At 72.0% G+C, this 26819-nt stretch carries 28 protein-coding genes and 1 other RNA gene; 14 read left to right on the top strand and 15 right to left on the bottom strand.

Annotated features, from left to right (window positions below):
- Complete coding sequence (locus SROS_RS51740; protein WP_012893229.1) at positions 1-300, top strand: hypothetical protein; 300 nt, start codon at positions 1-3, stop codon at positions 298-300.
- Positions 301-328: 28 nt separating this feature from the next.
- On the opposite strand, the gene SROS_RS32785 is transcribed toward SROS_RS51740, so the two are convergent.
- The gene (locus SROS_RS32785) at positions 329-3574 is read right to left on the bottom strand and encodes an AfsR/SARP family transcriptional regulator (protein ID WP_043653388.1); all 3246 of its coding nucleotides are present in this window, start codon (positions 3572-3574) and stop codon (positions 329-331) included.
- A gap of 120 nt (positions 3575-3694) precedes the next feature.
- Here SROS_RS32785 and SROS_RS32790 point away from each other — a divergent pair, with 120 nt between their 5' ends.
- The 6 genes from SROS_RS32790 to SROS_RS32815 all read left to right on the top strand — a co-directional run bounded on the left by SROS_RS32790 (position 3695) and on the right by SROS_RS32815 (position 11210).
- Positions 3695-4261 (top strand): YbhB/YbcL family Raf kinase inhibitor-like protein, encoded by a 567-nt coding sequence (locus SROS_RS32790; RefSeq protein WP_012893231.1) that lies wholly within the window; start codon positions 3695-3697, stop codon positions 4259-4261.
- Positions 4262-4444: 183 nt separating this feature from the next.
- Positions 4445-5956 carry a hypothetical protein gene (locus SROS_RS32795; protein ID WP_012893232.1) on the top strand — a complete coding sequence of 504 codons (1512 nt, stop codon included), beginning with the start codon at positions 4445-4447 and terminating at the stop codon, positions 5954-5956.
- 74 nt (positions 5957-6030) lie between these two features.
- Entirely contained in the window at positions 6031-8280 is a 2250-nt protein-coding gene (locus tag SROS_RS32800) for a SulP family inorganic anion transporter (protein ID WP_012893233.1), read from the top strand.
- 68 nt (positions 8281-8348) lie between these two features.
- Entirely contained in the window at positions 8349-9344 is a 996-nt protein-coding gene (locus tag SROS_RS32805) for an NAD-dependent epimerase/dehydratase family protein (RefSeq protein ID WP_012893234.1), read from the top strand.
- A gap of 201 nt (positions 9345-9545) precedes the next feature.
- Positions 9546-10718: a methyltransferase, FxLD system gene (gene fxlM / locus SROS_RS32810; protein ID WP_012893235.1), complete on the top strand. Its 1173-nt coding sequence runs from the start codon at positions 9546-9548 to the stop codon at positions 10716-10718.
- A gap of 135 nt (positions 10719-10853) precedes the next feature.
- Complete coding sequence (locus SROS_RS32815) at positions 10854-11210, top strand: STAS domain-containing protein (RefSeq protein WP_012893236.1); 357 nt, start codon at positions 10854-10856, stop codon at positions 11208-11210.
- A 30-nt stretch (positions 11211-11240) separates the two neighbouring features.
- On the opposite strand, the gene SROS_RS32820 is transcribed toward SROS_RS32815, so the two are convergent.
- Complete coding sequence (locus SROS_RS32820) at positions 11241-11612, bottom strand: STAS domain-containing protein (RefSeq protein WP_012893237.1); 372 nt, start codon at positions 11610-11612, stop codon at positions 11241-11243.
- Positions 11613-11980: 368 nt separating this feature from the next.
- Here SROS_RS32820 and SROS_RS32825 point away from each other — a divergent pair, with 368 nt between their 5' ends.
- From SROS_RS32825 to SROS_RS32850, 6 genes are all read left to right on the top strand, one after another.
- A complete protein-coding gene (locus SROS_RS32825; protein WP_012893238.1) occupies positions 11981-12433 on the top strand; it encodes an STAS domain-containing protein in 453 nt (150 codons plus the stop codon).
- A gap of 132 nt (positions 12434-12565) precedes the next feature.
- Positions 12566-12835, top strand: coding sequence for a hypothetical protein (locus SROS_RS32830; protein ID WP_148269279.1), 270 nt, complete (start codon positions 12566-12568; stop codon positions 12833-12835).
- A 100-nt stretch (positions 12836-12935) separates the two neighbouring features.
- Positions 12936-13559, top strand: a complete 624-nt coding sequence (locus tag SROS_RS32835) for a TetR/AcrR family transcriptional regulator (RefSeq protein WP_012893240.1) — start codon at positions 12936-12938, stop codon at positions 13557-13559.
- Between the two features lie 3 nt (positions 13560-13562).
- Entirely contained in the window at positions 13563-13976 is a 414-nt protein-coding gene (locus SROS_RS32840) for an acyl-CoA thioesterase (RefSeq protein ID WP_012893241.1), read from the top strand.
- Complete coding sequence (locus SROS_RS48855) at positions 13973-14350, top strand: hypothetical protein (protein WP_012893242.1); 378 nt, start codon at positions 13973-13975, stop codon at positions 14348-14350. Before SROS_RS32840 ends, SROS_RS48855 begins: the two co-directional genes overlap by 4 nt.
- A gap of 130 nt (positions 14351-14480) precedes the next feature.
- On the top strand, positions 14481-15260 hold the full coding sequence (locus tag SROS_RS32850) for an SDR family NAD(P)-dependent oxidoreductase (protein ID WP_012893243.1): 780 nt from the start codon (positions 14481-14483) through the stop codon (positions 15258-15260).
- Here SROS_RS32850 and SROS_RS32855 read toward each other — a convergent pair.
- The 9 genes from SROS_RS32855 to SROS_RS54035 all read right to left on the bottom strand — a co-directional run bounded on the left by SROS_RS32855 (position 15209) and on the right by SROS_RS54035 (position 22505).
- Entirely contained in the window at positions 15209-15424 is a 216-nt protein-coding gene (locus SROS_RS32855; protein WP_012893244.1) for a hypothetical protein, read from the bottom strand. The genes SROS_RS32850 and SROS_RS32855 overlap by 52 nt on opposite strands.
- 80 nt (positions 15425-15504) lie before the next feature.
- Entirely contained in the window at positions 15505-16758 is a 1254-nt protein-coding gene (locus tag SROS_RS32860) for a sensor histidine kinase (protein WP_012893245.1), read from the bottom strand.
- A gap of 1 nt (position 16759) precedes the next feature.
- Positions 16760-17476 (bottom strand): two-component system response regulator CseB, encoded by a 717-nt coding sequence (cseB, locus tag SROS_RS32865; RefSeq protein ID WP_012893246.1) that lies wholly within the window; start codon positions 17474-17476, stop codon positions 16760-16762.
- Between the two features lie 208 nt (positions 17477-17684).
- The gene (locus SROS_RS32870; protein ID WP_012893247.1) at positions 17685-18197 is read right to left on the bottom strand and encodes a DinB family protein; all 513 of its coding nucleotides are present in this window, start codon (positions 18195-18197) and stop codon (positions 17685-17687) included.
- Between the two features lie 310 nt (positions 18198-18507).
- On the bottom strand, positions 18508-18825 hold the full coding sequence (locus SROS_RS32875; RefSeq protein WP_012893248.1) for a hypothetical protein: 318 nt from the start codon (positions 18823-18825) through the stop codon (positions 18508-18510).
- Between the two features lie 2 nt (positions 18826-18827).
- Positions 18828-19142, bottom strand: coding sequence for a hypothetical protein (locus tag SROS_RS32880; protein ID WP_012893249.1), 315 nt, complete (start codon positions 19140-19142; stop codon positions 18828-18830).
- A 1052-nt stretch (positions 19143-20194) separates the two neighbouring features.
- Positions 20195-21985 (bottom strand): FAD-binding oxidoreductase, encoded by a 1791-nt coding sequence (locus SROS_RS32885; protein ID WP_012893250.1) that lies wholly within the window; start codon positions 21983-21985, stop codon positions 20195-20197.
- A gap of 5 nt (positions 21986-21990) precedes the next feature.
- A complete protein-coding gene (locus tag SROS_RS32890) occupies positions 21991-22386 on the bottom strand; it encodes a hypothetical protein (protein WP_012893251.1) in 396 nt (131 codons plus the stop codon).
- A complete protein-coding gene (locus SROS_RS54035) occupies positions 22383-22505 on the bottom strand; it encodes a hypothetical protein (RefSeq protein WP_281047974.1) in 123 nt (40 codons plus the stop codon). The genes SROS_RS32890 and SROS_RS54035 overlap by 4 nt, the downstream gene beginning before the upstream one ends.
- Before the next feature lie 106 nt (positions 22506-22611).
- On the opposite strand from SROS_RS54035, the gene SROS_RS32895 reads away from it, so the two are divergent.
- Positions 22612-23070 (top strand): MarR family winged helix-turn-helix transcriptional regulator, encoded by a 459-nt coding sequence (locus SROS_RS32895; protein WP_012893252.1) that lies wholly within the window; start codon positions 22612-22614, stop codon positions 23068-23070.
- 147 nt (positions 23071-23217) lie between these two features.
- Here SROS_RS32895 and rnpB read toward each other — a convergent pair.
- The 4 genes from rnpB to SROS_RS32910 form a co-directional block, all read right to left on the bottom strand.
- An RNA gene (rnpB, locus tag SROS_RS46815) (RNase P RNA component class A) lies at positions 23218-23610 on the bottom strand.
- A 225-nt stretch (positions 23611-23835) separates the two neighbouring features.
- Positions 23836-25194, bottom strand: coding sequence for a bifunctional RNase H/acid phosphatase (locus tag SROS_RS32900; protein ID WP_012893253.1), 1359 nt, complete (start codon positions 25192-25194; stop codon positions 23836-23838).
- Complete coding sequence (locus SROS_RS32905; protein ID WP_012893254.1) at positions 25191-25931, bottom strand: zinc ribbon domain-containing protein; 741 nt, start codon at positions 25929-25931, stop codon at positions 25191-25193. Before SROS_RS32905 ends, SROS_RS32900 begins: the two co-directional genes overlap by 4 nt.
- Positions 25928-26764 (bottom strand): Nif3-like dinuclear metal center hexameric protein, encoded by an 837-nt coding sequence (locus SROS_RS32910; RefSeq protein WP_012893255.1) that lies wholly within the window; start codon positions 26762-26764, stop codon positions 25928-25930. The genes SROS_RS32905 and SROS_RS32910 overlap by 4 nt, the downstream gene beginning before the upstream one ends.
- Between the last annotated feature and the right edge of the window lie 55 nt (positions 26765-26819).

Here is a 26819-nt window from a genome sequence, read left to right on the forward strand (position 1 = left end):
ATGCCCCGCGAGAGCGACGCGACCCCGTCCGCCCCGCCGGTTCCGCCGACCGAGCGGGATCCGGTGGCCGAGCGGGATCCGGTGGAAGACGGGGTGGCGCCGGATGTGCCGTTCGACCGGCGGACGGCCGACTTCTACTCCCCCGGCGTCTCGCTGAGCCGGCTGCGGCCCCGGCCGGACGTCGCGGCGGCCCCCGCGGACCTTCTGCTGCGGGCGCTGGAGCCGCCGCCGGTCAAGGTGCGGCACATCCCGCTCGTCGATCTGCTGAGGAAGCCCTACCGGGAGCTGAACGGCGAGTAGGCGACGTCCCGCCCCGCCCGCGAGGCTCCTAGCCCGCCAGTGCGATGATCTTCTCTCGGGGCATCAGGCGGCCGCGCTCGTAGTACCGGGAGTACTCCTGCCGGCCGAGCGCGGCCATCGTGCGCTCGGTGATCCGTACGTGGTCGAAGTCGACCACCGCGTCGATGCCGCGGACCGCCGCGGCACCGCCGAGGAGCATGGCCGCCGTGGCGGGGTCGCCCTCCGAGAGCACCAGCCCGGCGCAGCCGATCAGCACCAGGCCCATCACGGCCACGTCCGCCGTCTCCGAGGCCTGCTCCAGCGCGGTGCCGAGCAGCCGCCTGCCGCGGGGCAGGTCGCCCTCCTGCTCGGCCAGCAGGCCCAGGACCGCGTTGACCGAGGCCCGCATCTGCAGCGAGACGCTGGGCGTCTCCTCGACCACCCGCATGGCCTCGGCGTAGTAGTGCCTGGCCTCGTCGAGCTTGCCGTCCTCGCGGGCGAAGTCCCCCCGGGCACTGAGCAGAGACAGGGCGGCGATCCGGTCCCCGCTCCTGACGGCGTCGCGGAGGGTCTCCTCCAGGATCTCCTCGGCCGCCGCCCTGTCCCCCGTGAGGTTGAGCCCGACCGCCAGACGGCCTCGCATGTAGGCGACCTCGTCGACCGCGCCGATCTCCTCCATCAGGGCGATGGCCCGGTGGACCTCCTCCAGCGCCCGTTCGGGCTCGCCTTGGAGGAAGTGCAGGTCCGACAGCGAGGCGAGCACGTTGGCGACGCCCCAGCGGTCCCCGATCCCCTGGAAGTCGCGCAGGGCGGCCGACAGCTTGGCCCTGCCCTCGGGGATGCGGCCCGTGGACAGGTGGTCGAACCCCTGGAACAGCCGTGCCGAGGCGAGCACCCAGGGGTCGGGATGGGCGAGCATCTCGTCGAGGTGGTGGTCGTTGCCGGTGGGCAGGCCCGTGACCAGCGCGATGATCGGGCCCGCCATCACGATCAGGGGGTGCCACGGCCGGGCCAGCTCCTCACGGGCCAGCCGTACCACCTCGGCGAGCTCGGCGCGCGCCGTGTCGAGCTCGATGCCGCCGCCCACCGCGTTGGCCCCGTAGGAGGCGCGGGCCAGGGTGAGCCGGGCGGGGTCGGCGTCGTCGCCCGCGAGCCTGAGCACCTCGTGCGCGCGGTGGGCGCCCTCGGCCCGGTAGCCGCGCAGCCACCAATACCACCCCAGGGCACCGACCAGCCGCAGCGCCAGGTCGGAGCGGGACGCCTCGACGGTCCAGCGCAGCGCGGCCGACAGGTTGTCGTGCTCGGCGGCCATCTCGGCGACGACGGCGAGCTGCCCGCGACCGCGCAGGCCGGGATCGGACCTCTCGGCCAGCTCGGTGAAGAACATCGCGTGGGCCAGCCGTACGCGGCCCTGCTCACCCGACTCGGCCAGCCGCTCGGCGGCGTAGGCGCGGATGGTCTCCAGCATCCGGTAACGGACGGCGGCGCCGTGGCTCTGGGCCACCACCAGGGACTTGTCCACCAGCCGGGCCAGCACGTCGAGCACCTCGGCCCGGTCCAGGCCGTGCCCCGAGCAGATCTCCTCGGCGCAGTCGAGGGCGGCGCCCCCGGCGAAGACGGACAGGCGGCGGGCCAGCACCCGCTCCTGCTCGTCCAGCAGGTCCCAGCTCCACCCGACCACCGCGCGGAGCGTCTGGTGGCGGGGCAACGCCGTACGGCTGCCGCCGGTCAGCAGGCGGAAGCGGTCGTCGAGCCGGTGCGCGATCTGCTCGGCGGAGAGCGAGCGGAGGCGGGCGGCGGCCAGCTCGATCGCGAGCGGCATGCCGTCGAGCTCGCGGCAGATCCGCACCACCGCGGCGGCCTCGTCCTCGGCCCGGTAACCGGGGCGGACGGCCGCGGCACGCTCGGCGAACAGGCGGACGGCCGGGTAGCCGAGGGCGTCGCCCGGGTCGCCGTCGCCCGGCGGGAGGCCGAGGGGCGGCACCGGCCGGCTCGTCTCTCCGGTGATGCCGAGCGGTTCACGGCTGGTGACCAGGATGCGCACCCCGGGACAGCCCGCCAGCACCCGGTCGGCGAGCGCCGCCGCCGCCTCGACCACGTGCTCGCAGTTGTCCAGGACGATCAGCAGCCGTTTCCCGGCGAGGCCGGAGACGAGGCGGGCCAGCGGGTCACGGGCGGCGGGCAGGGGGAGCGCCCCCGAGGTCGTGAGGGATGCCGGCGGAGGGGGGTCGCGCAGCTCCAGTGCCGAGAACACGGCCTGCGGGACCTCGGACGGCTCGGCCACCGGGGCGAGCTCGACCAGCCACACCCCGTCGGGCATCCGCCCGGCGACCGCCTCGGCCGACTCGATCGACAGCCTGGTCTTGCCCGCGCCTCCGGGGCCGAGCAGGGTGACCAGCCGGTGCCCGGCGAGGAGCTCGGCGGTCCGCGCCACGTCGCGTTCCCTGCCGACGAAGCTGGTGAGCCTGGCCGGCAGGTTGCCCCGCCGCGGGACCTCGGCGGGCACCGGAAGCCCCCGGCCGTCCCGGTCGGGTGACGGGAGCCGCAGGCCGTTCTCGGCCCACTCGCGGCGCAGCATGGAAAGGTGGAGGCCGACCAGCTCGGGCGAGGGGTCCACGCCGAGCCGGTCGGCGAAGACCGCGCGGGCGTCCTCGTAGGAGGCCAGCGCCTCGACGTGGCGGCCCGAGCCGTACAGGGCGCGCATCAACTGGCCGCGGAGCCGCTCGCGCAGCGGGTGGGCGGCGATCACGCCGGGCAGTTCCGCGGCCGCCTCGGCCTGTCGTCCGAGCAGCAGGTCGGTCTCGACCCGGTCTTCGAGGGCGGCCAGGCGGAGCGTGTCCAGCCTGGTGATCGCGGCGGCGACGGTGTCGTTGCCCGCCAGATCGGCCAGGGCGGGCCCGCGCCACAGCGCGAGCGCGGCGTGCAGGGCGGTCGCGGCGTCGGCCGGGGAGCCCGCCGCGAGGGCCGCGCGGCCCTCTGCCGCCAGCCGGGTGAACCGGTGGGCGTCCACCCGGCCGGGGTCGACGGCCAGCCGGTAGCCGGCCGCGTCGGCCTCCACCAATCCACGCTGATCGGCCAGCGCGGCGCGTAATCGGGAGATCAGGGCCTGCAGCGCGTTTCCCGCCGCGTTCGGCGGGCGGTCCTCCCACACCCCCGCGATCAGCCGATCGACGGGCACGACCCGGCCGGCGTCGAGAAGCAGCAGGCCGAGGAGGGTGCGCAGGCGCTGCCCCGCGATCTCCACGGTCGCACCGCACCGGCGGATCTCCAGGGGTCCGAGGATGGCGAAGGTCATTTCCGTGTCCAACCTCACCCCCTCCATCCTTCGATTCTGTCCGATTCCCGGGCATTTCCGCGCCATGGAACCTCGCGATCCGGTCTGCGCATCTTCCAGACCCGCGTAGCATCATCGGGCATGGGGCAGCCGAACACGTCTACGCGCCGCCCGCGGCAGGCCGTCGGAACGGCGATCGCCGCGGCGTTCGTCGTCGTCTCCTCCGGCTGCGGGATGGTGGGCAGCTCCGCCTCTGCCGATAGGCTGCAGCTGGAGCCGATCAGCGTCTCGAGTCCCCGCTTGAAGGACGGTGCTCCTCTGCCGTCCGACTACTCGTGCAACGGTTCGGCCGGCAACCCGCCGTTGCGCTGGTCGCGTGTCCCGGACAGCACGAAGTCCGTCGCGATCGTGGCCGACAGCAACGCACGTACCGGTGGAGAGGTGAACTGGGTCGTGTTCGACATCGACCCGCGCACCAACGAGCTGGCCGACAACAGCGTCCCGGTGGGAGCCGTGGAGGGAAGCACTACAGGCGGCAAGGTGGGCTATACCCCTCCATGCCGCGCCCAGGAGAACTATCGTTTCACCGTCTACGCGCTCAACGACAAGGTCAACCTCAAAAAGGGCGCCTCCCTCGACAAGACCTTGAAGAGCATCGCGGACAAGACGATCGCCTGGGGACGCCTCACCACGGCGCACATCGAGTGACAGGCCAAACACCGGAGGTAGTAATGGTTACCGATTCTTCACTTAGGGTGTGACAACGCTCATAGTGGTCCGACACAATCAGATCCAATGTCCGAGCGCAGGTGATGCAAGGGGGCAGGTCGCGTCGATGGCCGCGCGACCTCACCGGCGCCGCTGGAAGGCCATGGCCTTGAGGGTGGTGCAATGATCGCGGTCGTAGTAAGCCTGGTCGCCGTCGTGCTCCTCGTGCTCGTCGTCGTGGCACTGGGAATGCGGTCGATGAACCGCAGGGAGAGCGCGCTCCCCGCGGAACGCCTGCGCGAGATGGCGGAGAAGGAGGCGCAGACGCCCACCACGTCCACCGACGACTTCGCCACGCGCGAGCCGAAGATGAACCACTTCTCGCCCGACCTCACCCCGTTCGACGAGCCCAAGCCGCCGCGCCAGCCGCGACCGGCGAGCTCGCGCGGCAAGCGGGGCATGAACGAGTTCGGTCAGACCGACGACTACGACGACGACTACTGGACGCGGCTCCAGGCTGACGAGGGCGGTTTCGGAGGGTCCTTGGCAGCTCGGATGGGCGCCAGCCGTCCCGTCGAGGGCGACCAGCCCCAGGTCGACGCCGAGGCGACCATGCAGGTCCCGCTGCCGAACCGGGCGCCGCAGCCCCGGGTGGACGCCGACGCGGTGACCATGCAGGCACCGCTGCCGAACCGGGCGCCGCAGCCCCGGCCCGCGACCAACCCCGCGCCGGCCGTCGCCTCCGCCTCCCTGCCCTCGGGCCTGTCCGACCTGGTCGGTCCCGTCCAGCCGAACCCGGCCCCCACGACCTCCGCCCTCGCCGAGCAGAAGACGGTCACCTTCGCGGCCCCCACGCCCGGCGCCTTCGGCGAGAACCGCACCCCGCGTTCGAGCTCCCGCAGGAGCAGCCGCAGCTCCGCTCCGGGCAACGGCGCCCCCTCCCGGCCCGACCCGTTGAGCGACCCGCTCGCCGGCCCCTACTCACGCGGCACCGGCCCGGCGACCTCCAGCGGCTCGATGCCCGCGCTCGGCGCGACCGGCGGGCCCCTCGGTTCGGACCCCGGCGCCGGGCCGCTCGCCCCGATGCCTCCGATGGGCCCCACGACCAGCGGTGGTTTCCCCGCGACGCCGAGCGGCAACCCGCTCGCGGCGCCGTACGGCACCTCACCCGAACCGCCCAGGCCCGTCGCCGACAACCCCTGGGCCCAGGCCACCGCCCCCGGCTCGGGAGGCTGGGCGGCCGCCAACACCGCCGACATACTCGACGACCCGGCGCCGTCCTACAACTCGTACCAGACGCCGGTGTACGGCGCCCCGCCCGCCGCCTCCTACGAGGTGAGCGCCGGCTGGGCCACCATCGACGACGACACGCTCACCGGCCCCACCCCCGCGGTCTCGACCCCGACGGGCCCCTCCCGCAGCGTCTCCGCCTACGACGACCGCACGGCCGAGGCCCGGCCGGGGGCCGCCGCGGGCGGCTACGGCTACCAGCCCGACGGCCGGCGCGCCACCCCGGCGACCCCCTCCGCCTGGCCGGAGCCCGCCCCCGGTGACGGCGCCAACGCGATCTGGCCGAGCTACGACGATCTTTACGGCACCGGTCCCGCCGCCGCTCCCGAGGGACAGGACCGCGCCGGCTCCCGGGGCAACCACCACCGGGCACAGGAGCCGGATTACCCCGACTATTACCGCTGATTTCTCCCCGCCCTGCGTAAAGGCCTCCGATAACCGCTTAAGCGGGGAGGGGCACACAACATAAGGTCTGTCTCATGGGGACGGACACGAAGAGTTACCGGCCGCTCGCGAAGAGTGGCATCAGATCTGTGCTGCGATACGACCTGCCCGCCTCCCTGGTGGTCTTCCTGGTGGCGGTGCCCCTCTCGCTGGGCATCGCGGTGGCCTCCGGAGCACCGCTGGCGGCCGGGCTCATCGCAGCCGTGGTAGGCGGTCTGGTGGCGGGCTCACTGGGCGGCTCGGTCGTCCAGGTGAGCGGTCCCGCCGCCGGGCTCTCACTGGTGGTCGCCGAGCTGGTGACAACGTACGGCTGGCGCGCCACCTGCATGATCACCTTGATGGCGGGCGCCCTGCAGCTCCTCCTGGGGCTGTTCCGGGTCGCCCGCGCGGCGCTGGCGGTCTCTCCCGCCGTGGTGCACGGCATGCTCGCCGGGGTCGGCGTGGTGATCGCCCTCTCCCAGTTGCACGTGGTGCTCGGCGGCAGCCCGCAGCGATCGGCGATCGGAAACCTGATCGAGCTGCCCCAGCAGATCATCCACAACCACAGCCACGCGGTCTTCGCCGGCCTGCTCACCATCGCGGTCCTGGTCGGCTGGACCCGGCTGCCGCAGCGGCTGCGGATCGTCCCGGCGCCGCTGGCGGCCCTGTTCGTCGCCTCGGCGACCGCCGGGGCCCTCGGCTGGGACGTCACCCGGGTCGACCTCTCGCAGAGCCTGAGCGAGTGGGCCACGCCGATCTGGCCCAGGGGCGACTGGCACGGCATCGTCGGGGCGGTGCTGCTGGTGGCGCTGCTGGCCGGGGTGGAGTCGCTGCTCTCCTCGGTGGCCACCGACAAGCTGCACGACGGCAGGCGTTCCGACCTGGACAGGGAGCTCACCGCCCAGGGCGTGGCCAACATGGTGACCGGCGCGCTGGGCGGTCTGGCCATCGCCGGGGTCATCGTGCGCAGCACCACCAACGTCCGCGCCGGGGCGCGCAGCCGCTGGTCGACGGTCATGCACGGCCTGTGGATCCTGGTGTTCGCGGTCTGCCTGGGGTGGACGATCACGCTGATCCCCATGGAGGCGCTGGCCGCCCTGCTGGTCTTCATCGGCGTCCAGATGGTCAACCTGGGGCACCTGCGCAACCTCCGCGGCCACGGCGAGATCCCGATATACGTCGTCACCATGGCCGGAGTGGTGCTGGTCGGCCTCGCCGAAGGCGTGCTGCTCGGCCTCGGCCTCGCCATGCTGTCGGCGCTGCGCCGTCTCACCTGGATCACCGTGCGGGCCAGGCCCGAGCCCGACGGCCGCTGGCACGTGCTGATCGGCGGTTCGCTGACCTTCCTCGGCGTGCCGAGGCTCACCTCGGAGCTGCGCGCCGTACCGGCCGGGGCCGCGGTGGAGCTGGACCTGAACATCGACTTCATGGACAACGCCGCCTTCGAGGCCATCCACACCTGGCGGCAGGACCACGAACGCGGCGGCGGCACCGTCGACATCGACGAGATCCACGACGAGTGGTACGCCATGGCCGCCAGCGGGGCCCGGATGTTCCCGGCCAAGACGCCGCCCCGTGCGCCGGAGCGCTGGTGGCTGCCCTGGGCGCATCGGCGGCGGGGACGGCCCGTGCCCGCCAGCTCCCTGGTCCCCGCCCAGCATCCGCCGGCGGGGAGCGGCCCCGCCGTGCCCGACCTGCTCGCCGGGGCACGGGAGTTCCACCGTCGCACGGCTCCGCTGGTCCGCCCGTTCCTGCTGGCGATGGCCCGCAAGCAGGAGCCCTCCCATCTCTTCATCACCTGCGCGGACTCCCGGGTCGTGCCGAACCTGATCACCGCCAGCGGCCCCGGCGACCTGTTCACCGTCCGCAACATCGGCAACCTGGTGCCGCGCGTGGGGGCGGCGCCTCCGGACGACTCGGTGGCCGCGGCGATCGAGTACGCCACCGACGCGCTCAACATCCGGACCATCACCGTCTGCGGCCACTCCGGCTGCGGTGCCATGGCCGCGCTGCTGAGCGGTCACGAGAAGGCGCCGGGACTGCCCGCGCTCAGCCGCTGGCTGCACCACGGCGACCACAGCCTGGCCCGGTTCGTCGCCACCGAGGGCGACGGCGTCGACGACGGCCCGCTGGACCGCCTCTGCAGGGTCAACGTGATCCAGCAGTTGGAGAACCTGCGGACCTATCCCCAGGTGGACCGGCTCGTCCGGGCCGGACGCCTACAACTGGTGGGCCTCTACTTCGACATCGGCACGGCCCGGGTCCACGTCCTCGAACAGCCGCCGCTCACGGCCAGTCCGCTCTGAGCGGACGGCTTGCGCCAAGGGTGAAAGAGCGTTGTCCGCCGCCGGGGTGGGCCAAAGAATGAGCCGCTATGAGAACTCTGGTCATCGGCGGTTCGGTCTTCCTCGGCCGGGCGATCGTCGAGGAAGCACTGCGGCGCGGGCATGAGGTAACGACGTTCAACCGGGGCAGGAGCGGTGCCGACCTGCCCGGCGTCGAGGCGGTCAGGGGCGACCGCGAGGCCGTCGAGGATCTGGCGCGCCTCACGGACGGCAGGCAGTGGGACGTGGTCGTCGACATCTGCGGCTACGTCCCCCGCGTCGTCGGCGAGTCGGTGCGGGCGCTCAACGGCAGGGCGGCCACCTACGCCTTCATCTCCAGCATCTCGGCCTGCTCCGGCTGGCCGGAGCCCGGGGCGGTCGACGAGAGCGCGCCCCGGTTCGAGTGCGCCCCGGACGCCGGCCCCGAGGACGGGGACTACGGCACGCTCAAGGCGGGCTGCGAGCGCGCGGTGGAGCAGGGCTTCGACGGCAACGTCCTGATCATCGAACCGGGCCTCATCCTCGGCCCGCACGAGAACGTCGGCCGCCTGCCCTGGTGGCTCACCCGGATCGCCCGGGGCGGGCGGATGCTCGCCCCGGGCAGTCCGGACGTGGCGATGCAGGTCATCGACGCCCGCGACATCGCCGCCTTCACCCTGACCCAGGCGGAGGCCGGGGTGAACGACCGCTTCTTCACCAGCGGGGTGCAGGGCAACATCACCTTCGGCGACTGGTTGGCCGAGTGCCGCGCGGTGACCGGCTCGGACGCGGAGTTCGTCTGGGTGAAGGACCGGTTCCTGCTCGACCGGGAGGTCCAGCCCTGGACCGAGCTGCCGCTCTGGGCCCCGCAGAACCCGGAGTTCGCCGGGGTCTGGCTGCCGTCGTCCGCCAAGGCCCGCGCGGCGGGGCTGCGCTGCCGCCCCGTCGCCGAGACCATCCGCGACACCTGGGCCTGGCTGCGCGAGATCCCCGTGGAGGAGCGCTCCTTCGGCCGGCACGGCATCGACCCCGAGAAGGAGGCCGAAATCCTCGCCGAGTGGGCATAAAGGGTTCCACGGACATCCGACTCGGCTTGGACGCGCACGATCCCCCTCCCCGTAGACCTTCCGCGACGGGGAGGGGGTGAGGGGAGGCGGACCGGCGCCTCCCCGGGCGGGTCCGGCGCTCCTCCGGTCTCCCCGGCTCTGCCAGGGGCGGGAACCCGCATCGGGGCGTGGAAAAGAGGGCGACTGGCATGGAGGCAGGCGATGACTGAGTGGCATGACCTGCGGGAGGACCTGGTCGCACAGGTGTGCGAGCGCGGGATCAGCCAGGCCGTGGCCGACGCGTTGCGGGCGGTGCCCCGGCACGTGTTCCTGCCGGAGGTCCCGGTGCACGCCGTGTACCAGGACGACGCCATCGTGACCAAGCGCGACGCGGAGGGCCGGCCGATCAGCTCGTCGTCACAGCCGGCGATGATGGCCCTGATGCTCGACCAGCTCGGCGTGGAGCCGGGCCAGCGGGTGCTGGAGATCGGGTCGGGGACGGGCTACAACGCCGCGCTGCTGTCCCGCCTGGTGGGGCCGGAGGGCCAGGTCGTGAGCGTCGACATCGACGCCGACCTGGTCGCACGGGCCCGGGACCACCTGGAGAGGGCCGGGTATCCCGAGGTGATCGTGGTGTGCGGGGACGGCGCGGAGGGGTTCGCGCTGCGGGCCCCCTACGACCGGGTGATCGCCACCGTCGGGGTGTGGGATCTGGCCCCGGCCTGGCTGGACCAGCTCGGCCCCGGCGGGCGCATCGTCGCCCCGCTGGATCTGCACGGGGTGCAGCGCTCGGTGGCCCTGGAGCGGGCGGGCGGGCACTGGCGGAGCCGCTCGGTGGTGCCCTGCGGGTTCATGCGGATGCGAGGTCCCTCCGCCGGCCCGGAGACGACCCGGGTGCTGGACGCCGGAACGGACCTCACGATCTCGCTGCCGGAGGGGGGCGAGATCGGCGACCTTGTGGCGGCGCTCGACGGCCCGGCCACCGAGCTGTTCACCGAGGTGAACAGCGGCCTCGCGCAGCTCGTCGACGGGCTGAGCCTGTGGCTGGCGGTGCGTGAACCCCGCTGGTGCACCCTGTCGGAGACACAGCCCGGATGGCTGGCGTCGGGCCCCCTCGATCTGCGAGGCTTCAAGATGGTCATCGGCATCGTCGAGGGCGACAGCCTCTGCGTGCTGGAGTCGGAAGCGTACGACACCCTGGTCGCGCGGGCCTTCGGACCCGATGCGGCCAGGCTGGCCGCCGAACTCGCCGCCCACATCGGGGCATGGGACAGGGCGGGACGTCCGATGACGGACGGACTGCGCATCGACGCCCATGTCGGCGCCGTGCCCGTCGGCGGGCTGGTCATCCGTAAACGGCACACCACGCTCGCCCTGTCCTGGGACACCGGCTGAGCCCCGCGCCGGCCCCCCGGCCGAGGGGGATTCCTGGAAAGGCCGTCTGGAGCCAGGTCTGCGGCCTCCTCCCGCCGGAGACGATTGACCCTCCTTTTTCGGGGAAGCGGGGGTGGGAAGAGAAGGAGCTCCGCCATGACCGATGCTCTGCGCCTGCCGGTGAGGTCCGAGAACGCGACGCTGGTCCTGCGGCCCGAGGGGGAGCTGGACGTGAACACCGCGGCGCAGTTGCAGGCCTGGCTGGACGACTATCTCGCCCGCGGCCCGCGGCCCGCGACCCTGGTGGACCTGTCCGGGCTCACCTTCGTCGACTCCCCCGGGCTGGCCGCGCTGCTGGCGATGCGCCGGCGGCTGACCGGCGAGGGCAGGGCCGTCGCCTACGCCGATCCGACCCCGCAGCCGGCGCGGCTGCTGCGCATCACGGGCCTGGCGGCCAACCTCCCGGTCTTCGAGACCCTGCACGAGGCGCTGCGGTCGCTGGACGCCCGCTGAGCCGCAGTGGCCGGCCACCCGTCGGCCGTGTCAGGGGCGGGATCGCAGGAGGGTGACGGCGTCGGCGGCGGTGGGCTGGACGGTGAAGGCGTGGACGAGCCCGGTCAGCCGGAAGATCCTGGTGAGCCGGGAGTTGAGGCCGGTCAGGGCGACGGCTCCGCCGCGCTCCTGCAGGAGTTTACGGATGGCCAGGAAGATCCTGATCCCGGTGGAATCACAGAAGTCCAGCCCGGTCAGGTCCAGCACCAGGTCCCGATGGTCCGGGGTGAGGGCGGCCTGGATGTCGGCGCGCAACTGCTCGGCGTTGGTGAAGTCGAGATCACCGGACAGGGCGATCACGGGCACCGGCGTCACGGCCTGCTGCGCACCGCTCTCAAGGGTGAATCGGACGGCAGCGGTCACCGGACACCTCTCCAATCAGGACGGGCGGGATGCCGAGGATGCCGCGCCGATGCCGATCGCCGGCCTGTGGCGGCCCGCGGGACGTCCACGTCGCTCACCCGCTTCCTCGAGTCCTTCACGGCCGCTCACCGGTCCGTACGGCAGGCTGATGATCAGGGCCGGTGCGACCACGCTCATCCTAGCGACGGCCCGCGACGACCTCCCCGTCATCGCGTGAACCCGGCGGGCGGTGGTGGCGGCGGGCATGTACGGCAAGCGGGGTGGGCCCGGCCAGACCGCCGCCGGCTCTCCGGCGTGCGTGAGGAGATCCGAACACTGATAGGAAGGGACACGCCTGCCCTGAAACCCGCAGGCGTAAGGAGCTCATCATGTTGTTCGGGGCCGGGCATGGCTCGGCGTTCACCATCTCGTGCGACCTTCGCGAGAACGCGGCTGTGATCCGCGTCGGCGGAGAGCTCGGGTTCCATTCAGCCCCGCTCTTACGGGAGCAGCTACGCCGCATCTGGGACGGGCCCGACAGGCCCTTCCTCATCGTGGACCTGACGGAGGTCACCTTCTGCGATTCGGTCGGGCTGAGCGAGCTGGTCTCGGCCCTGCAGCACAGCGAGGCGACGGGCACCCGTTTCGTCCTCGCCGGCGTTCACGGGCCCCTGGCGCGCGTGCTGACGATCACCGGCCTCCGCAAGGCCTTCGAGATCCATCCCAGCTCCGATGACGCGCTGCGCCAGGCGGCCGAGGCCCGGCCGGACCTGCCCGCCGACGGGCGCCCCCTGTCGCCGGGTCCGGACGGCACACCGCCCCCGGCCGCGCCCGCCCTCTGACCGCCTCCCGCACGGCATCCGGGATCGCCGTCCGCCGGTTCCTCCTCCCGGACAGGTTCATCATCTCCGGTTGGGGCAGCCCTGCCCGGGCCCGGCGGTGATCGACCGGGTTCCGGTTCATGTGATCTACGAGTGGCTCCCGGTCTTCCGGTACGGCGGGGTGCCCGCCGGTGGAGACCGGGGGGCTGGGACCGGGTGGTCGAGTTCGGGCTGGGCACCTCCTCCGGCCGGATCGAGCTCGCCGGCCAGAGCGGCGGCGCCCCTTCCCGACCTCGCCGGCCTGGGCAAGGCCACTACCGGATCCGCCTGCACTGTCGGGTCTCCGAGCGCGAGGACTCCCAGCATCTGCTGATCATGTCGTTCCCCGGCAGGGGTGACCGCACCGTGAACCTGAAGCGCTGACCACGCCTCCGGTCGCTCTTCCACGCCGGAACGCGTCCCCGCAGCGGCCGCTCCAATAAAAAAACGACCGGTCGGTCTTATTGTGTGCTAGCTTTCCCCCATGCAAGACGGGAGAAAACTGCGCGGCCAGCGCAGCCGCGAAGCGATCCTCGACCAAGCCGTCGCCCTGGCCTCCGTCGACGGCCTCGGCGGCCTCACCCTGAGCCGCCTGGCCGAGGCCGCCGGCGTCAGCAAGTCCGGGTTCTTCGCCCACTGGCGCGACAAGGAGCAGCTCCAGCTCGACTGCGTCGACCGGGCCCGCCGCCTCTGGAGCGAGCGGGTGATCGCCCCTGCCGCCACCGCCCCCAGAGGCCTCAGGCGGCTGTTCGCCCTCCATGAGTCCCGCCTCGCCTTCTACGCGGACGGCGTGCTCCCCGGCGGCTGCTTCTTCTTCGTCGCCCAGGTCGAGTTCGACGACCGTCCCGGCCCGGTCAGGGACAGCGTCGCCGCCGCCATGGGCGACTGGCTCGGCTACCTCGAACACCGGGTCCAGGAGGCCGTCGACCTCGGCGAGCTGACCGCCGATCCGGCCCAGCTCGCCTACGAGATCGAGGCGCTGGGCGAGGCCGCCGTCACCCACGCCCGGCTGCGCGACAGCGACGCCGCCTACCGCCACGCCCGCAGAGCGGTCCTCGACCGGCTCCGCGTCCTCGCCACCGACCCTTCGATCCTCCCGGAGGACTGACCCTTGTCCCACACCCGTCCCGTCCAGGTGCACTTCGACGACCTCGACGCCATGGGCCTGCTGCACAACGCCCACTACGGCGTGCTCGTCGAACGCGCCATCAGCGCCTTCTGGACCGAGCTCGGCTGGCACTTCGACCCGGCCCGCTCCCGATTCAAGGACGTCTTCCTCGCGGTCCGGGAGTTCCAGATCACCTACCACGTGCCGATCATGGGCGCGGGCGAGCCACTGGTGCACTTCTGGATGGAGCGCATGGGCAACACCAGCGGCGTCTACGGCTTCCGCGTCCTGTCATCCGACGGCCAGACCGTGCATGCCGAGGGCCGCCGGGTGAACGTCAACCTCGACCCCGCCACGCTGCGGCCCACGTCGTTCAGCGACGAGATCCGCGACGCCGCGAAGGTGCTGGCCGCGTGATCCGGTCGCGCTGGATCCCCGGTCCCGAACCCCGCGGCGACGGCCCGGTCGTGGTCAGCCGCACCGACTTCCGCGTGCACCGGGTCGCCGACCTGCCGCGGGCCTGCCGTACGGGGTGGCGGCTGGGCGGGCTGTGGCCGGAGCTGGCGGGCGCGGTCGGGGTGTGGCTCTGGGCCGACCTGCCGCGCCGCCGCATCGGGTCGGTGTCGGTGTGGCGGGCCGAGAGCGACCTGCGGGCGTTCGTCCGGCACCCGCTGCACGTCGAGATCATGCGCGCCTACCGCGACCGCGGCACGCTGACCTCCGACACCTGGGACAGCCCCGCCGCCGACCTCTGGGCGGACGCCGAGGACCGGGTCACAGCTCGCCGGTAGCGGTCCGGCTGCCGCTCCGCCCGGTCACCGGCGCTCCTGCGGCTCCTCGCGAACATCTCGGGCCCGGGGCGTGGACGCGTGCAGTCCCGCTGCAGGCCGGCCCGGAATCGATCCTCTAGAGTGTGCGGCCATGACCACACAGCCTTACCTGTCCGAACTGTTCTCTCTGGACGACCGGGTCGCCGTGGTGACCGGCGGGAGTTCCGGCATCGGCCGCGCCATAGCCGGGGCCCTCGCGCGCGCGGGGGCGAGCGTCGTGGTCGTGGCGCGCAAGGAGGCGGACCTGATCGCCACGGTTGACGAGCTGGCGGCCCACGGCTGCCGTGCGGCTTGGGTGAGCGCGGACCTGAGCACACGCGACGGGGTGCGGCTGGCGGCCGAGAAGGCGGTCGAGGCGTTCGGGGAGCCCGACATCCTCGTGAACAGCGCCGGGATCAACCTGCGCCCGCCGATGGCCGAGCTGAACGAGGACGTGTGGGACGTCACGATGGCAGTGAACCTGGAGGCGCCCTACCTGCTGGGACAGCGGTTCGGTCCCGGCATGGCGGAGCGGGGGTACGGGCGGATCATCCACATCAGCTCCCAGCAGGCGCACAGGGCGTTCGTCCAGAGCGGCGTCTACGGCGTCTCCAAGGGAGGGCTGGAGTCGCTGGCACGCTCGCAGGCCGAGGCGTGGTCGTCGAGTGGCGTCACCTGCAACACGCTCGTGCCGGGATTCGTGATGACGGCGCTCAACGCACGGCTGTCATCCGACCCCGAGAAGGTGGCGGCGCTGGCCGCTCGCACGATGGTCGGACGCAACGGTCTGGCCGAGGACTTCGCCGGTGCGGCGGTGTTCCTGGCCGGCCGCGCCTCCGGTTACGTCACCGGGCAGTCGATCTTCGTCGACGGCGGGTTCTCCGTGCACTGAGTCCGTCCGGGCAGGCACTTCCGCAGGTCCTCCGGCCTGACGTCCTGCGGCACCCTGAGGGCGGCGCCGTCCTCGGGGTCGCCGACCTCGTAGCCCTGGTCGCGCCGGCACCGGGCCTGCTCGCGCGCCGTCTCCTTGATCTCCTCCTTCGCGGGAAGGCACACGACCGTCAGCCCCGCTGGGCACGCTCGGGAAGACACACGACGGCGGCCGCACTGGGCACGCTCGGGAAGACATACGGCCGTCAGCCCCGCTGGGCACGCTCGGGAAGGCACACGACGGCGGCCGCGCCGCCGCCGGGGGCGTTGGCGAGTGTGAGATCGGCGCCGATGACCCCGGCCTGGCCGAGGGCGATGGCCAGGCCGAGGCCGTACCCCCGGCCGCGCTCGGCCGCTCCCGTGCGGAACCGCTGCGGCCCGTGGGCCAGCAGCTCGTCCGGGAAGCCGGGGCCGTGATCGCGTACGACGACGGTCGTGCCGTCCACGGCGACCTCCACCGGAGAGCGTCCGTGCCGGTGGGCGTTGATGACGAGGTTGGCGATGATCCGGTCGAGACGGCGCGGGTCGGTCTCCACGACCGGCGCGCCGGTCACCGTCACCGCGGCCTGGAGCCCCGTCCGCCGTACGGACTCCTCGACGACCTCACCGAGCGGCACCGGCACGCGGTCGGCACGCTCGGCGCCCGCGTCGAGGCGGGAGATCTCCAGCAGGCACTCCACCAGGGTCCGCAGCACCCGCACCCGGTCGCGGACCAGGTCGGTGACCTCGCCGTCCGGGAGCAGCTCGGCCGAGGTCATCAGGCCCATCACCGGGGTGCGCAGCTCGTGGGCGACGTCGGCGGTGAAACGCTGCTCGTTGAGGAGCCACCGCTGCAGCGAGCCGGCCATCGAGTCGACCGCCGCGGAGATCTCGGCGATCTCGTCCCCCCGCCGGCCGTCCATGCCGATTCTGGCGTCCAGCTCGCCCTCGGAGATGCGGCGCGCTGTTTGGGCGACCCGCCGTAGCCGCCGGGTGGGCAGGCTGGCGGCCAGGGCGGCCAGCGGAACGACGACGGCGAGGGCCGCCAGCGCGGCCATGACGATGTGCCGGTCGAGCGCCTGGAGGCTGCGCCGCTCCGGGCCCATCTCCATCCGTACGGCCAGCGGCTCGCCGTCGACGACCCGCGCCGCCCACATCCACGGCTGGTCGGGCTTCCTGTCGTCGTACCAGGTGAGAGTCACTCCCCGCCGCAGCGACCCCAGCATCGGGGCAGGGATCTCGTCGGGGTCGGCGAGGGCCTCCCCCCTGCTGCCGGTCCTGGCGTACGCGACGGTCGCGTCCTCAAGGGCCCGGTAGGCCTTCTGCTGGCCGATCGTGAGTGACCAGTCGTAGGTCGCCCGGTGGACGAGCACCCCGACCACCGCCGTGACCGCGCACGCCGCGGCGGCGGTCAGCGCGGCGATCTTCCAGTGCAGGGACCGCCAGTTCAGCAGGTGGCGTGCCGGAGCGAGGCGGCTCATCTCATCGCAGCAGCTTGTAGCCGAAACCGCGGACCGTCTCGATCCGGTCGGCGCCGATCTTCTTGCGCAGCCGTTGCACGCACAGGTCGACGACCCGGCTGTCCCCGTCCCAGCCGTAGTCCCAGACGTCGCGCAGCAGCGTCTGCCGGTCGAGCACGATCCCCGGGTTGGCGGCGAACTCCAGCAGGAGCCGTAGCTCGGTGGGTGCCAGTGCGACCGGCTCGCCGGCCCGGCGCACCTCGAGGCCCTGCGGGTCGATGCTCAGGTCCCCGAAGACCAGGGAGGCGCCGGCCGGCTCCGAGGGCTGCTCGGCGGGGGGCGCGGGCGGGGCGAACGCCGCGCGGCGCAGCAGCGAGCGGATCCGCGCCACCAGTACCGCCGTGTCGACGGGCTTCACGACGTAGTCGTCGGCACCCGCCTCCAGCCCCGACACCACGTCGGGCGAGTCGCCCCGGGCCGACATCATCAGGATCGGCACCACGCTCGACTCCCGTACCCTCCGGCACAGCCCGATGCCGTCCAGTGCGGGCAGCATCACGTCGAGCAGCAGCAGGTCGTGCCGCCCGTCACGGAAGAGCTCCAGCCCGGTCAGGCCGTCGCCGGCCACAGACACTTCGTAGCCGTACCGCTCCAGGGTCATCGCGACCGTCCTGCGGATCACCTCGTCGTCCTCGACGAGGAGTAGCGAGGGTGTGCCCCCGCCGCCCGAACCAGACATTTCTTCCCAAAGTAGGTGTACGAATCGCTAGGGACACTACAACAACCTGCCGCGCCCATCCTGTAGCCGCCATGTCTCCATGACGGCTTGGGCGTGTATCAGCCGTGCATCGGCGGATACACGAGTCCCCGGCTGCGCGTCGGCTGATTACGAGTCCCCGGCGAGCGGCGCGAGGGGCCGGTCAGGCTCCGGCGCTCGCGGCCGGCAGTCAGTAGTAGCCCTTCTCCCCGTCGAGAAGCTCCCGGATGGCATCCACGTGACCGGCGTGCCGGGCGGTCTCCTCGACCATGTGGATCACCATCCACCGCAGGGTCGCGGCAGCGGAACGGAAGTCCGGATGCCGGCCCACATCGTCCAGCGAATGGGCCGCGATGATCTCGTTCGACACCGCACACTGCCGGTCGTACTCCTCCAGGAGCTGGGCGAGAGGGACGCCTTCGACCATCATGTCGGCATCGTCATGCTCGCCTTCGAATTGAGGCCCCGTGGCCGGCCGCCCCAGGAAGAGGACCTCGAACCAGCAGTGCTCGGTCCACCGCAGGTGGGAGACGACACCCGCCATCGTCATGAGAGGTGAGGCCGGAAGGACGGGTCGGTGGGCGTCCGCGTCGGACAACCCTTCGCATTTCCAGTGGATGATCGCGCGCTGCATGTCGAGCCAGCCGACAAGCTGGGTCCGCTCGTCGGCTACGTAGGGAGGGCGATCGCGAGGAGGGGTCATAGGCGCCGACGCTATTTCAGCCGGGGTCACATCGCATCGTATTTTCGGCCGGGGCAGGTCCCCACGCGTTCGAGCAGCCGACGCGGAGGATGGCCCGTCTTTCCCGTATTCCGTCCGCACCCCGGCTGCGCGAGCAGGACTCTCCGACGGACCAGCGGGAAGCCGGCTCGGCCGTACATCCGGCGTTCGATGAGTTCGACTTCGGCGGTGGCGCCTTGAATGGGGTTCCGTTCCCCGGGGAGAGACGGTCGGCGAACTCCTCGGCTGGAGGACGTCCGGAGAGACTCCGGGGAGATTCCGGGGAGCTTTCTCACCCTCGGGCGATCCGGTGGTTCTGACAGGGGTCGGCTTCGAAGATGCTGATCAGCTCAAGCTCGGGGGGGTCGTCAGCCGGCCAGAAGCGCACCAGTACCATCAATCTCTCCCGCGGCTGGATCGTCACGACAGGAAAACAAGGCTGATCATCAGCCAGGTCCTGCGTCCAGTACCACCTGCCGCTCCAGGTCCCGCCGAGGACCGTGCGCAGGACCTCGCAGACGAGTTGGCGATCACCTTCCCTGGGCCTGGTCGATTCCCACCATTCCGCAAGCACTCGTTCGCTTTCCTCTTGGAGCCGCAGCTCCGCCATGGTTACTCCATGAGTCGGTTGAGCACCTCTTCAACCTTCAGCGTCTCGCCCGATCCGCGAGTGCCTCGGGAGGCGCTTTTCAACGCTTCCGCATAGGCGGGAATGCCGCGCAAATGAACGGTCGCGAGGAGATTCTTCGCGAAATTAACAAGGTGGTCAACGTCCCCTGTCCGCTCGAAGGACAGAGCCGCACGGTAGGAACTGCGCACGAGTTCCCTCTGTTCGGAGGGCCGTAGGCCATCAATCGTCCCCATGGCCCATTCGACCGCAGGGTCATCATGGGAAACAGAACCGGTCGGGAAGAATTCGTCTTTCATGTCTCCCTGCTCCATCGTCCGGGTTCTTTTTGGGCCCCACGGGAAAGCGGCGATCTCCGATCGCCTTCCGCAAACAGGAGATGGCCGGAAGCGGACAATTGCCCGAGCGGAATCCCAGCGAGACCGAACCTTCCGCACTATCGAACGTCTATTCGATTCGAGACTACGCCTCCGTGGCGCTCGACGCCACCGGCGTTCGGACCACCCTGCCGCGACAGAGCGGCTCCAGGTCCCCCGCCAACCGAACCGGTTGCCTCGGTGAACCGAGCCGGACCTGTGGACGTCTCCGTGATCCGCCAGGCGCAAGCGCCCCGGATGTGCCCCCCTTGCGCCTCCGCGTCGCCCTCAAGGACCTGTCATCCACGCCGGCGACTTTCGCGGCGCGGACGCCTTCTCCGGTTGCGTCCACGGACGTGCTGTACGGGTTCCGCCGATGGCGGACGAGGGTGGCGGTGCCCGCTCACCTCCGCTCCGGCTCAGGGAGCGTCCATCTGTGCGGCGCCGTACCGGGGTGGAAGGTCAAAAGCGCGGCGAGGGGTGGGTGGGGTGGCCTGGGGCCGCCCTTTCGTGCGGCGCCGTACGGAGTGCTCCCCGCTGCGCGGGCCGGGGAGGCGGTGCGGGGGTTTTCCTTGATCACTGCCGCTCCCAGGGCTCATCGGCGCCCGCTCTGCCTCGCCCGGTCCACCGTCGGCCCCCTCACCAGGCCTTCCCCTCCGCCCATCGACCGGCCCCTCCTGATCACCGCCCCCGGCCACCCCACCCGTCCTTCGCTGCGCTTTTGACCTTCCACCCCGTACGGCGCCGCTCGGAAAAGCGGCCCCCGGCCACTCCACTCACCCTCGCTGCGCTTTTGACCTTCCCCCCGGTACGGCGCCGCGCGGATGGGTCGGCCTCAGGCCACGCCACCACCGCCTGCCGTCACGTCGGGGCGCATCCGGCGCTCAGCGTCAGCCTGTACGGCCTGCGCCCCGGCGAATTCGGCGGGCTCGATCACCGCCGACGACATCTCTGCCGGGAATTACATGTCGATCCTCACCTGATGTCCTGCGCCGTCAGGATCGGGTGCGCTCACCGTTACTGACCGGCGGGATGGTGTGGTTGACGCGGAAAAGGTGGTCCGGGTCGTACTCCGCCTTCAGCGCGGCCAGCCGCCGGTAGTCCGCCTCGGTGTAGGCCCGCCTGACCCGCTCGGGAGCCGAGTCGTGGTCGAACAGGAACCCCGGAAGCATGGCGCCGGTGTCCCACCGCCGGAGCCGCTCCAGCACCTCGTCGGCGGCCCGCCTGGCCGGAGCCGGCATCCGCATCCACAGGTGGAAGGCCGCGCCCTGGGTGCTGACCGCGTGCGAGCGGCCGGGCGGCCGGTTCAGCGCCCCGCCCAGATGACGTAGCTCGATGCCGGGGAACGTGCCCTCGGGCGTCGACGGGTCGATGAACGAGACCAGCTCCTCCACGGCCTCGTCGTCCAGTTCGTGCAACAACGCGCTGCGCAGGTGCACCATGACCGGGTTCTTGGGATCCTGGTAGATCTCGGTGATCTGCGTGTACGGCATGGCGCCGCAGGTGTCCTTCTCCGGGCCGAGCGCACGCAACGGCTCCATCAGCCGCGCGCCCTGCTCCTCGTCCCCCGTGTAGACCACCCGGAACTGCACGAACGAACGGCCACGGAACTCCTCGGGCAACTGCGGCACGTCAGGCAGGCGCAGCAGCGTCACCGAGGACGACATCTCCTCCGGCTGCTCCTTTACCCAGGCCAGGTAGGAGCCGAGCACGTGGGCCGCGTGCCCGGGGTCCTCCCCCGGGTAGTGAAGCTCACCACCGTAGACGGTGCGCAGCGGCAGCAGCTCGATCTCGGCCGCGACCACGACACCGAAGTTGCTCTTGCCGCCCCGCACCGCCCAGAACAGGTCGGGCTCCTGGGCCGGCGAGACGGTGCGGAGCAGGCCGTCGGCGGTGACGATGTCGAGCGAGCGGACGTAGTCGGCGGCGAAGCCGTACGTGCGGCAGGCCAGCGGGAGCCCGCCGCCGGTCAGGTAGCCCATCACCCCGACCTGGCCGGAGGAGCCGCACAGCGGCGCGAGGCCGTGCTCGGCCGCTGCGGCGAGCACCTCATCCCACCGCAGCCCGGCTCCGATCCTTGCGGTGCCGGCACGCGGGTCCACCGACAGCTCGCGCAGCTCCCCGGTGGCGATGAACACGGCTCCATCCGCAGGCACCGACTTTCCGTGCCCGGTCGACTGCACCGCGACCGGACGTCCTGTCTCCGCCGCGAACCGGACGGCGGCGGCCACGTCATCGGCGCCGGCGGCGACCACGACCGCCGCGGGCCGGTGCTCGACCGTCAGCAACCAGCCGGAGCAGGCCTCCTCGAAGCCCTCGTCACCGGGGTAGAGCGTGCGCCCCCGGATCGGCGCCGCCAGGCTCACCACGTCGTGCCAGGCCGCCTGCCCGCCGGCGAGACGGTCGGCGCTGAACTCTGCCGGGGTGACGGTGCGCACCAGCACGCCGCCGGGGGTCTCCCCCCTGATGGTGCCGATCCCGCGATATACGGCCCCCTCGAGGTGAGCCTCGACATGGATCTGCGCGCGGCCCGATCGGCCGGCGGCCGGAGTGAGAGTCTCGGTGAGCTCGTAGGAGAACCGGCCGGGCCGGCCTGCGCTCCAGACCCCGGTGCCCACGCTGCGGGGAGTGCGCAACGCGACGGTGCCGTCGGGCGCGAACGAGACGGTGAAGGAGCCGGTCCGGTCGTCGTGGTGCACCCGGCCGGTCCAGACCCCCGTGGGGGTCCGGAGCGCGTCGGCCGCGGAGTCCGTCTCCAGCATGTCGGTTATCTGCCTTTCCAGCATGTCACTTATCCGCCTTCTCGAAGGACTTCGCCGCGTCGCCCGCCTCCGCAGGCGGAGGCGGGCCCGGCATCCGGGCCTTGCGCAGCAAGGGTCGCGGCCACGGTGGCCAGCAGCACGGCGAGCACCGCACCAACGATCGCGGTCGTCTGCAGGCCGTACACAAAGGCCTCACGGGCCACCGACACCAGCCCGGAGCCCTGGGCGGCCGGTAGCTCGCGGGCGACATTGACGGCGGCGGCGAGAGTGTCCTCGGCCGCCTCGGCAACGGGGGCGGGCAGCGCCAGGTGCAGCACGGTCAGGTCCACGGCGATGAGCATGGCGGGAAGCGCGAGGATCGCCAGCCCCAGCCATTCCCTTCGGGTCGCCCGCGGTGCGGCCGCCGTACCGACGTCGGTACTCAACGAAAACTCCTTGCGTCGTGGTTGAAGGTCGAGGTCTGGCCGGTGGCCACGGTGCCGAGCGCCATCCGGCGACGTGATGGCGGCACGCTGCCTGGCGCCTTGATGGTGGCTGTGCCCATGAGAGATCACACCTCTACACAGCAAAAATGTTGGCCTGGCCAACGTTGGCTCGACCAACAATACACAGAATCGTGGGTGCGGCCAACAACTTGCTAGATTGCCCCTGTGGACACCGCAGAGGGAACGCTGCCGCAGCGGCTGCGCACGCTGCCGAGCAGGTTGACCAACCAGGCAGCACTGACCGCCAACCGGATCGTGGATCAAGCGCTGGCCCAAGCCGGCGTCCGGCGCTACCACTACAAACTGCTCGCCACGCTGGAGGAGTACGGCCCGGGCAGCCAGGCCGCCCTCGGTCGCCGCACCCGCATCGACCGCAGCGACATGGTGGCTATCGTCAACGACCTCGTCGAACGGCAACTCCTCGAGCGCGCACCCGACCCGGAAGACCGCCGACGCAACATCATCACCATCACCGCGGCAGGCCGAGGGCAACTCACCCGCCTCGACCGGCTGGTCGCCGCCGCCCAAGACGAGTTCCTCGCCCCGCTGCCCGCGGCCGACCGGCGGACCCTGGTCGACCTGCTCACCCGCCTCGCCGATCATCACGGCGACAAGCTCATCTGATGTGTCATCCGGTGGCCGGGAGTACGCCAACCCCTCACGGCCTCAGGCCCCGCCGCGCAGCGCCGGCAGTCCACTACCCGGTCTCGGCGGGGGCCGCCTCCGGCGATCCTCTTACAAGGCTCCGCCGCAGGTCAGATGCGGATGGGGCGGACGAGTCGGCCTGTAGGCCGGGTTTTGTCCTTCACTTGCGTGAAGGGGCGACCATCCATCTAGGGCCGTCGTTGCCGGCGGCCTCAAGCGGTCTACCCGCGCGACTCGGGCGGGCAGCCCTCAAACGTCGCGCGCGGGACGCTCCGGGGAGCGTCCCTTCTTGACCTTGCTCCGGGTGGGGTTTACCTAGCCGCCCACGTCACCGTGGGCGCTGGTGGTCTCTTACACCACCGTTTCACCCTTACCTCTCTCGCGAGAGGCGGTCTGTTCTCTGTGGCACTGTCCCGCGGGTCGCCCCGGGTCGGCGTTACCGACCACCCTGCCCTGTGGAGCCCGGACCTTCCTCGGCGGGCCTCCGAAGAGACCCGACGCGGCCGCCCGGCCGGCTCGTCCGCCGTGCCTGCAAGCCTATCGGCTCCCAAGTGGTCTCCAACCGAGCGGCAAGTCACCTCCGGTGGAATGGGGATCACACGGCCCCAGGGGGCACGAGCGCCCGGGGGGACGACCGATGAGAGCACGACCGATCACCAGGCCGGGCGGGCTCCGTGCGGCGCGGGGGACGGGGGGCGTGCCACCCCCCGCGAGCACACGGATCGCCGGTGGGAAAGTGCCGATTCAGCGCAGGTGCGAGGTGTCGTTGAACGCCTTGACCACCGCCGGCCCATCGGCGTAATACTCGATCAGGGACAGGGCTGCCAGATCGAGATGCATGCGGTACAGCGCGGCGAGGGGAGCCAGCAGCGCTGACTGGAGCAGCATCTTGATCGGCGTGACGTGGGAGACGGCGAGGACCGTCCTGCCCTCGTAACGCTCGACCAGCCGGTCCCCGGTCGCCTGGACCCGCCGCGCCGCCACCCCAAAACTCTCCCCACCCGGCGGCGCGGCGGACGGGTCCGCCAGCCACGCGGCGAGCGCGTCCGGCCAGCGGCGCTGGATCTCGGTGAACGTGTGGCCCTCCCAGTCGCCGAAGTCGGCCTCCCTGAGCCCCTCTTCGACGACCACCTCCAGCCCGAGCCGGGCGGCGACGATCTCGGCGGTGGCGCGGGCACGCTTGAGCGGTGAGCTGACGACCACCTGGATGCCGTACGGCTCGCGCGACAGCCTGGCCGCGGCGGCTTCCGCCTGGGCGATGCCGTTGGGGGTGAGCTCCGGGTCGCCGAGCCCGGAGAACCTGCGCTCGACCGAGAGCGGGGTCTCGCCGTGCCGGAGCAGGAGCAGCGAGGTCGCCACGGTCGTGGGCGCGCGCCAGCCGGTGCCGGCGGTCCCGGGCACCGCCGTCCCCTGGCCCGAGGGGACGTCCTGCCCCGGTGAGACGGCATCGGAGTCGATGAGGTCGAGAAGGGAGTCCTGCGCGGCGACAGCGGGGAGCGGGGCGGGCGCCGGGGCCGGACGGCTGGGGGCATCGGCGTCCGAGGCGCCGGGGAGGTCGAACTCCCGCGCCCCGGAGGGGCCGGCGAGCGGGGAACCGGTGCCCGCGGAACCGGTGCGCGCGGAACCGAGGCCTGCGGAACCAGGACGCGCGGAACCCGTGCCCGCGGAACCGCTGGGCTGCCAGGGGCGGCCCTTGGCGGCGGCGTCCATGGCCTCGTTGGCCAGCCGGTCGGCGTCCTTGTTCTTCTCCCGGGGGATCCACTGCCAGGTGACCCTGAGACGCCGGGCCAGGGCGCCCGCCTCCAGCGCGAGCGGGCGCAGCCCCTCGTTCTTGATCTTCCAGCGGCCGGCCATCTGCTCGATGACCAGCTTGGAGTCCATCCGGACCTCGACGACCGCGCCGTCGCCCGCGAGGGCGAGGAGCGACTGCAGGCCCGCGATCAACCCTCGGTACTCGGCGACGTTGTTGGTCTGGGCGCCGATCGCCTCGGCCGTCTCGACCAGCACCTGGCCGTCGGCGGCGTCCTTGACGACCGCGCCGTAGCCGGCGGGCCCGGGGTTGCCCCGGGACCCGCCGTCGGCCTCGATGACGAAGGAGGTCACAGGCCTGACTCTGCGGTGCGGACCAGGATGCGGCGGCATTCCTCGCAGCGGATCACCTCGTCGTGGGAGGCGGCCTTGATGCGGTTGATCTCGGCGATGGACAGGCTGGTGCGGCAGCCGAGGCAGCGGCCCCCCTGCAGCATCGCGGCGCCCACCCCGAACTGGTCCCGGAGCTTCTCGTAGAGGGCCAGCAGGTCGGCGGGGATGTCGGTGACGACCTCCGCGCGCTTGCCCCTGACCTCGGCGCTCTCCTTGTCGATCTCGGCGAAGGCGGCGTCTCTGCGGTCCTCGGAGACGCCGCGGGCGGCGGCGAGCCCGTCGCGCTCAGCGACGGTCTTGGTGACCTGCGCGTCGGCCGACTCCCGGCGCTCCATGATCTCCAGCACGACCTCCTCCAGGTCGCCCTGGCGGCGGTTCAGGGAGGCGATCTCGGACTGGAGGCTGGCCAGGTCCTTCGGGGAGGAGACCTGGCCGGAGTCGAGGCGCTTCTGGTCGCGCTCGGCGCGGATGCGGACCGAGTCGACGTCCGCCTCCGCCTTGGACTGCTCGCGGGCAAGGTCGCCCGCCTCGGTCTCGGCCGAGATCACCTGAGTCGCGAGCCTCGCCACGCGGGCGGAGATCTCGTCGATCTCGGCCAGCTCGGGCAGGGTGCGGCGACGATGGGCCAGCCGGTCGATGACGGAGTCGAGTTCGGCCAGGTCGAGCAGACGCTTCTGGGCTGCCGGGGCTGCTTTCACTTCAAATCCTCGCACTCTGCTGTTGTCTTCCAGGCGTCCGTGACCGTCTCGGATACGCGCGTCTCAACAGTAATCCCCTTCCCGGCCAATCCGGACGTCAGCCGGCGTGCCGCCTCGGCCAGCCAGGGCCATTCGGTGGCCCAGTGGGCGGCGTCGATCAGCGCGGGGCCGTCGGGGGCCTCCATGAACTCACTCGCCGGATGGTGGCGCAGGTCCGCGGTGAGGAAGACGTCCACTCCGGCGGCGCGGGCCGTGCCGAGGAGGGAGTCTCCCGATCCCCCGCTCACCGCGACCCGCCGGACCTCGCAGTCGAGGTCCCCGGCGACCCGCAGGCCGCCCGCCGTACCCGGAAGCCCCCGGGCGGCCCGGCGGGCGAACTCGCGCAGGGAGAGCGGGGCGGGCAGCGAGCCGACGCGGCCGAGGCCGCGCCGGGGGTCGTCCGCCGAGGGCAGCAGAGGCGTGAGCGGGCCGGTCAGGCCCACGGCGCGGGCGAGCGCGTCGGAGACTCCGGGGTCGGCGACGTCGGCGTTGGTGTGGGCGGTGAAGAGGCCGACGTCGTTCTTGATCAGTGTGTGGACGAGACGGCCCTTGAAGGTGGTGGCGGCGACGCTCGTGGTGCCGCGCAGGTAGAGCGGGTGATGGGTGACGATCAGGTCGGCGTCCCAGCGGAGGGCCTCCTCCGCGACGGCCGCCACCGGGTCCACCGCGAACAGGACCCTGCGCACCTCCGAGGAGGGGTCTCCGCAGACGAGTCCGACCGCGTCCCACGACTCCGCCCATCGGGGGTCGTAGGTCGATTCGAGCTCTCGGACGACGTCGGCAAGAGTAGGCACGTGCGCAGACTACCGGCCTATGTCCGAACGCAGGCGGATCGCCTAATGTAAGTGG

The organism is Streptosporangium roseum DSM 43021 (assembly GCF_000024865.1).
Classification (GTDB): domain Bacteria; phylum Actinomycetota; class Actinomycetes; order Streptosporangiales; family Streptosporangiaceae; genus Streptosporangium; species Streptosporangium roseum.